Annotated in this window: 4 protein-coding genes; 1 reads left to right on the top strand and 3 read right to left on the bottom strand. The window is 45.0% G+C overall.

Annotated features, from left to right (window positions below; all coding sequences use genetic code 11):
- Window positions 1-934 (top strand): IS1634 family transposase (locus tag LUQ50_RS04785; protein WP_300036977.1); only part of this gene is annotated, 934 nt, incomplete at its 5' end.
- Between the two features lie 45 nt (window positions 935-979).
- On the opposite strand, the gene LUQ50_RS15925 is transcribed toward LUQ50_RS04785, so the two are convergent.
- The 3 genes from LUQ50_RS15925 to LUQ50_RS04775 form a co-directional block, all read right to left on the bottom strand.
- Window positions 980-1,276: a PKD domain-containing protein gene (locus tag LUQ50_RS15925; protein WP_367278959.1), complete on the bottom strand. Its 297-nt coding sequence runs from the start codon at window positions 1,274-1,276 to the stop codon at window positions 980-982.
- A gap of 77 nt (window positions 1,277-1,353) precedes the next feature.
- Window positions 1,354-3,516, bottom strand: a complete 2,163-nt coding sequence (locus tag LUQ50_RS04780; protein ID WP_300036974.1) for a NosD domain-containing protein — start codon at window positions 3,514-3,516, stop codon at window positions 1,354-1,356.
- Between the two features lie 398 nt (window positions 3,517-3,914).
- The gene (locus LUQ50_RS04775) at window positions 3,915-6,614 is read right to left on the bottom strand and encodes a NosD domain-containing protein (RefSeq protein WP_300036971.1); all 2,700 of its coding nucleotides are present in this window, start codon (window positions 6,612-6,614) and stop codon (window positions 3,915-3,917) included.
- Window positions 6,615-6,738 lie beyond the last annotated feature (124 nt).

Genomic DNA, 6,738 nt, shown 5'->3' with positions numbered 1-6,738 from the left:
GGGGAATGAATCAGATAAGAAGACGTTATTGAATGTGATCACCCAGATCCGGGGAGCATTCGACCCGGACCAGATTACCTACCATATTGCTGATTCTGCGTTTTACACCTCAACCAGCCTTAAAACGCTAGGTACGCATTGTTTTTGGATAAGTCGTGTTCCTGGAGTAATCAAAGAAGCACAAGAAGTTGCTTCTGCAGAGATCGAATGGCACCCATGTATTGATTCCCGGTACAAATACGCGATATTTGAGAGTTGTTATGCTGATATTCCTCAAAGGTGGATTCTGTTCCATTCGGAGGAACTTCACAAGAGACAGGTAGCCCATGACATTGATAAGATGAATGCCTGTCTAAAAAAGGATCAGACCGCAATACATTCGTTGTTGGTTAAGGGATTTGCCTGTGAGAAAGATGCTCAATTGGCTATTGAGAGATGGCTGAATAAGCATCCACGGTACCTGGCTACAGATATCGAGTTCAAGGCTGTTAACCAACGGAAAAGCGGAGAGCGGGGGCGTCCAAAGAAAGATGAAGAACTGGAGAGACGGATCTTCCCATCCTGTAAACTGGTATACAATGAAGAGACCGTCGAGAGAGAACGGAACCTGATGGGTCTGTTTATCCTTGCAAACAATGACACTGCGATAGATCCGGATACCTGTCTGGAATATTATAAAGAACAGAGCAAGGTGGAAAAAGGATTCAGGTTCCTGAAAGATGAATCATTTCATGTTGCAGATGTCTATCTGGAGAAGGAAAACCGGATTGCGGCGTTGGCAATGATATGGTGCTCTGTCTTGTCATCTATTCTTTTGTTGAATGGATGGTACGGAAGGCACTGGTGGAGAAAAACGAGACCATACGAGATCAAAAAAGAAAGCAGTTTCAAAAACCCTCCGGAAAATGGATCTTCCCGTTGTTCCGACGAGTGAGAGAACTCAAAGAGATGGAGAACGGGGTCATTAGTTCTAGAATTGTCAATTATTCGGATGAATTACGCCAGATTTCAAGGTTGCTTGGCCCACGGATTGAAAAATACTATGCGTGAAATAATTGCTGCCGAATGTCAGGTTTATAATTCTGGTTGCAACAATTGCATCCTGAATTCGTAAGTTCCCGCCATAGTCTTTATTCTTGACCGATAATGTCACCGAACAGGAGCCTGCGGAAGTATAAGTATGGGATGGATTCTGCAGAGATGAATATGATCCATCACCAAAGTCCCAACTCCATGATACCGGATTTCCTGTACTGAGATCCCTGAAATCAACAATCAGCGGTGAATTTCCGGGTTTCTGGTACGAGGAGAACGGTGTGGTGGTCTTTCAAGGAACCGGAGTTGGAGTCGGTTCTAAAAAGGTCCATCAGTGACCGTAATACAGTTATTCCATACTGCATACCCACTGGTCTGATTATTCAGAGCCCGCAAGGTGACCGTGTATATTCCAGGAGTCTCATAGGTATGAACCGGATTCTGAGTAGTATTAGTCACTCCATCGCCAAACTGCCAGTACCATGAGGTCGGTGATCCGAATGACTGTCCAGATGAGAACGAGACCGTGAGTGGTTTCTCTCCATATCTGGTGGAGGCATTAAAGAAGACATGAACCTGCCCTGGTGTTGCATTCCCGACCGCATGAATCATATGATCTTCTGTGAGCTGAGAGAACGTCCAGTTTGAGACGTTTCCTTGTGAATGGGAATCTACAACCACATCAGTGATATCTGCTCCGGGTTTTGCCTCGGTGATAAATGTCTGGTTCGTGTATGACTGATACGAATTGTTCCCATAGGGAACAACAATCCCCCATTCATTTGCCGATGAATTGATCATGACCGGTGTCTGCTGAATGAGTGGAGCGGTATCATACTTCCCTCCCAGCACCTCATAGGGAGTTGTAGAATATCCAGAAACGTTAGGCGTCTTCAGGTCAGACCACCCGGTTCCGTCTGCATTACTCCAGTAATTACCGGCAATAAACGGCCCTCCGACAACATTCGTTCCCCGCTGCGGTCCGGAAGGATTCGTCCAGGCATAATGGTACGAATTGAAATTACCATCACCGCCGAGATTTGTCTGACTTCCAAGATAATTATTGTAGATTACTCCTTCACCGGTTCCGCCCTCTACACTTCTGATCCATATGCCATACTCTTTTGTCCTGTTGATCTGATTCCCGGTCATGGTTGTATTGTAACTATCTGTGATTCCGAGTCCGTTTGTCGCATTTGTAATAATATTATTGATGATTGTAGTATTCGCTCCAAAACATACTGCACCTTCCCCTGATGTATCCCGAATAGTGTTTCCGATAGTTTTTCCCCTGTCACCAGCCAGAGAAATACCGGAGAAGTAACATGTATACAGGCTGTTATGTGTCACTCTTCCGTCTGCTCCGGACAAAATGATTCCAAATCCGGAATTGGAGATGGTATTATCGGAGATGGTCACATTCTTAGCTGTCGAATATATGCCATATTTGTACAGAGAGGTATATGATATTGTATTATTGGAGATAGTGATATTTGGGACATTTGATCCCAGGGCGTTTTCGTTATGTCCGAAGAAATTATCAGAACATACGCCTCCTTCTCCGGAGGATAGATAAACTCCATACAAAAGGCTGCGTAGTATCGTATTCTCTCTGATTTTTGGATATTTTCCGGAGTTAGTTACCCCATACCTGTTATCTGCAAATATGTTCTTTACAAGGCTCAGGTTATGTGAATAGCTCTGCAGCCCATAGCCATTTTTATTAAACGTATTCTCTGTCAATTGCGGGCTTTCTCCATAGAGAATTACTCCGGCAAAGGACTGGTTTTTAAGGGTATTATGGCTCATTACAAAGTTCAGGCCATAACTATTTGCACATCCATACATATTATCTGAAATTGAGTTATTTACCAGATTAACCTGATTCCCTACCGATTTGATTCCATAATAGAACTGCTTGATATCACCAAAGTTTTTGAGAGATATGTTTGTTCTTCCAGACTCGATGGAAACCCCGGTATTTTTCAATGTTCCGGATATCGATTGTGCATTTCCATCAAGAACCACATCAGATGCATCGATTTTAATCGCGGAACTGTTCGTTGTGGTGAAACCCTCCTGGAGGATGTATGTTCCAGGTGAAGAGATATAATAACCCGGGTCTGTTCCAGTAGTGTTAAAGTATGAATATCCACTACCTTCCGGAGTTGGGGTGATCGGAACAAGGACTGCACTACCCATCGTTTCCAATCCGGTATCTGCGAATGAACCTGAGGATACAACCGGATTTAGATCATTTGGTAAATCCGGGTTTTCAATAGCAGTGTTGTAATCAGAGAATACTGGAATTGTGCTATTTTCAGTTCCTGTGACAAATATGTGGGATGAAAGCAGGGTGCTCGTATTTATCACGGGTATACTGATGGCTGTATCAGCTGTACTGATACCAGTCCCTGCTACAAACACAACCAGTATGAGAAGTGGTACTATGCTGGAGAAAGAAAATTTTGAGTTCATCATACACCCTTGATCATTGAGTTGATCATCTCTTTGTGATCCTCAATCCAGACCGGTTCAGTTCGTATATTGGTTGATAAAATATGACACGATACATGTACATTAATTCTCTTCGTTACACCCATTATTTACCCCATTTATTGTAAAACAACACTTCGAGAGATGATATGGGTATATTATGGTGAAAAAAATATAATTGTATGCTTTTGTGCCAACGGTATCAGACCAGGATCTGAATGTAACGAAGTATGTAATATTTAAATAGAGACGATCTTGTGAGATAGAACTACAGGGTAATACTGATCTTTATGGAGAGAGGTAAAAGGGGAACGATTGGGTATCTACCCAGTTACCGTCCTGACGTGACCGTTCCTGTCATGAAGATCTCCTACCTAACATATTTATTGATCGTGAAATCTTTCTTTTATCCCATTTACCGGTAATTTCTCAGGGGAATTATGAACAGTTTCATTATACCCTCTCTTTCGCAGCCCTACCGTGGGGAGGAGAGTAACCTGGCCCTGCTGCACGGTAACCGTCCGGGACCAGTCCTGATATCCGTCATGGGTTATGGCAACCAGGTGAGTTCCGGCTGGAACAACTGCATTTTCCAGCGGAGTGTACCCGTTCATTACCCCGTCGAGCAGTACTGATCCGTTCTCGGGAGTTGAACTGACCATGAGCACCCCGGCAGGACCGGTAATCCTTCCCTGATGGACCGTAATACATGCATTTTTCCGGTGAATGCCCTGTCCATTCTCTCCGGCTGCCTCAAGAGTCACGGTATATCGTCCGACACCGGTGTAGGTATGGACCGGGTTCTGTTCAGACGAACCGGTTCCGTCACCAAATCTCCATCTCCAGGAGTCGGGGTAGCCGGAGGAGAGATCTGAAAACCTGACCCTGAGTGGCGGAACTCCTGATGTCTGGTCTGCAGTGAAATTGACGATCATTTCATCAGGCGGGATGGCCAGGGGGAGATGATCGATATTTTCATCATGTATGGTATAGGAGGCATTGCATATCCCGTCCCCCCGATCTGCATGAGTCTGTGAAAAACCCTGTCCATCCGGTGCAGCCCAGAAATTTCCTCCCAGGTTTGGTCCATGAACGACATTATCCCCCGGTGTCAGGGTCGTATTCCACACGAGGGGTGAGGAACCCCACACGAACCGTACATTCTCCGTGTTATTGAAGAGGTTATCAGTGATCGTTCCGTTTGATACATCCAGGAAACGGAGACCGGCAACCGTATTATTGAGTATGAGATTGCGACGAACGGAATATCCGGTGATAAAATCCGTATCGATACCTGTTTCAGTATTGTTCAATATCAGCGACTCCTCGATCGATGAGTCGGTGCACTGCATCATGTCGATACCATCCTCCTGGTTCTCCTCAAGGTGTGCCTTTCTGACGAGAACCCGTTCTGAATTGGTTATATACATGCCTGAATTTGGGCACTTGGAGAATATCGAATTCAGAACGGATACATTCCTGCAGTAATCGATGTACGCACCATGTGCATCCTCTTCAATAAAAGGAGGATTGAATTCATGGGAGTAACTTGCATTGACCTGGATATCTTTTGAATTGAACAGGAAAAATGCATTTCCTGATGAACCTGACGCATGGCACCGGTCCATCGACAAGTTTTCACTATCGCGGACAATAAACCCGTATAATGAATTATTATACGCTGATGTGTCCTGTATGCTGCATCTGTTCACTTTCGTCGCCACGAATCCCTGTACCGACCCTGAATCATGAGCACCGGATACGGAGACATCGGAACTGTTGATGAGAAGGATACCTGCCATGGCATTCGCGGTAGACACATCATGAATGGTCAGGTTATGACTGCGAATCGCCAGGACCATGGCCGGGTTCTCCACCGGACCTATCGTCTGTCCCTCCTGTTCCCTGATGTAGATCAGTGGTCTCCCGTCAAGCAGGTTTGTACGGTCTATCTGATGCAGAAAATCATCTTCATCCTCTCCTTCGATGTAGAGATTGCAGTTGTTGTCAGAGAGGGTATTTCCTGATAATGTCAGGTTTTTCCCCTTCAAATCCAGTCCTCTCTGCAGATTTCCAAGGATGGTATTATTGATAACTGTCGTATCATCCATGGTAAGGAAAACTCCCACCTTTCCCTTACGAACTGAATTATTCCTGACCTGTCCCTGTCCTGCACCGATATGCATCCCGATCATGCTCACGTCAGAGATCCGGTTATCTGATATATCGAATGAGAACTCATCATCCGGGGACTCTTCATCAGTCGTGATACCGAATGATACCGGTCCTGTTATCTCATTTCTGATGAGATGCAGATCATCGGAATAAAACAGAGAGATACCGGTCGAATCAGACTCTTTTCTGCCGGGTGAAAGGTTGGCAATCCTGTTTCCTTCTATCCAGATACCGGTTCCCTGCATGATGGTAATACCGGTGACAATCTCCTGTTGATCGGTCTTCGGATAGTCTGTGATGGTATTGTTTGAAATGATCAGGTTTTGAGCAGATACTCCTGTAATTCCAGATGTTGCCTCTGCATGGTGTGTACCTGATATTACCATATTTGAAACATGTTCAAATGCTATCCCCCCGGTGCACTCCCGGGTTGAAAAATTGGTAATGGTAATATTTGAGAGGCCATTTTCCTGACTCATCCCGGCCCCGTAACTCTCATGCCCCAAAAAACCCGTGAATGTATGCCCGTTCCCGTCAACATACACGTCAGACGCGAGTATGGAGACTCCAATCTCTTCCTTTGTCGCGGTGTAATCATTATTGATGCGGTACATCCCTGGAGCGATGATCACTACCGGCATGGTGACATCCTGCCATCCGGTTCCGGCAGCCGCTTCAGAATACTGATCTTTTGAAAGAATTTTTGTCTGCAGGATAGAAAAGGAATCAATTAATGATCCTGGTGTTTTAGTTGAAATATCCGGACATTTCAGTTCATCCGGGTCTGACCTGAAAAAACGGCTGGTATTCTCTTCCCTCAGCGTGAGCGGTTCTGCCACCGAAAGAGAGACGATAAGCAGAATTGTGAGACAGATCCCCATCATCCAGGGATAGTTTACACTACCCATATCATTCAATCCCCGTACATACCTTTGGAAAGGAAGGATAAAGAGTACTACCTGACAGAAGCGGTATTTTTTCTGTTGGTGAAATGCCTGATTCATCACCTTCCAGGTACAGTCCCTGGAGTTT

It is taken from the genome of Methanospirillum sp. (genome assembly GCF_028679455.1).
Lineage (GTDB): Archaea > Halobacteriota > Methanomicrobia > Methanomicrobiales > Methanospirillaceae > Methanospirillum.
Note: the sequence above shows the minus strand (reverse complement) of the source record. Positions and strands in the feature narration are given on the sequence as shown.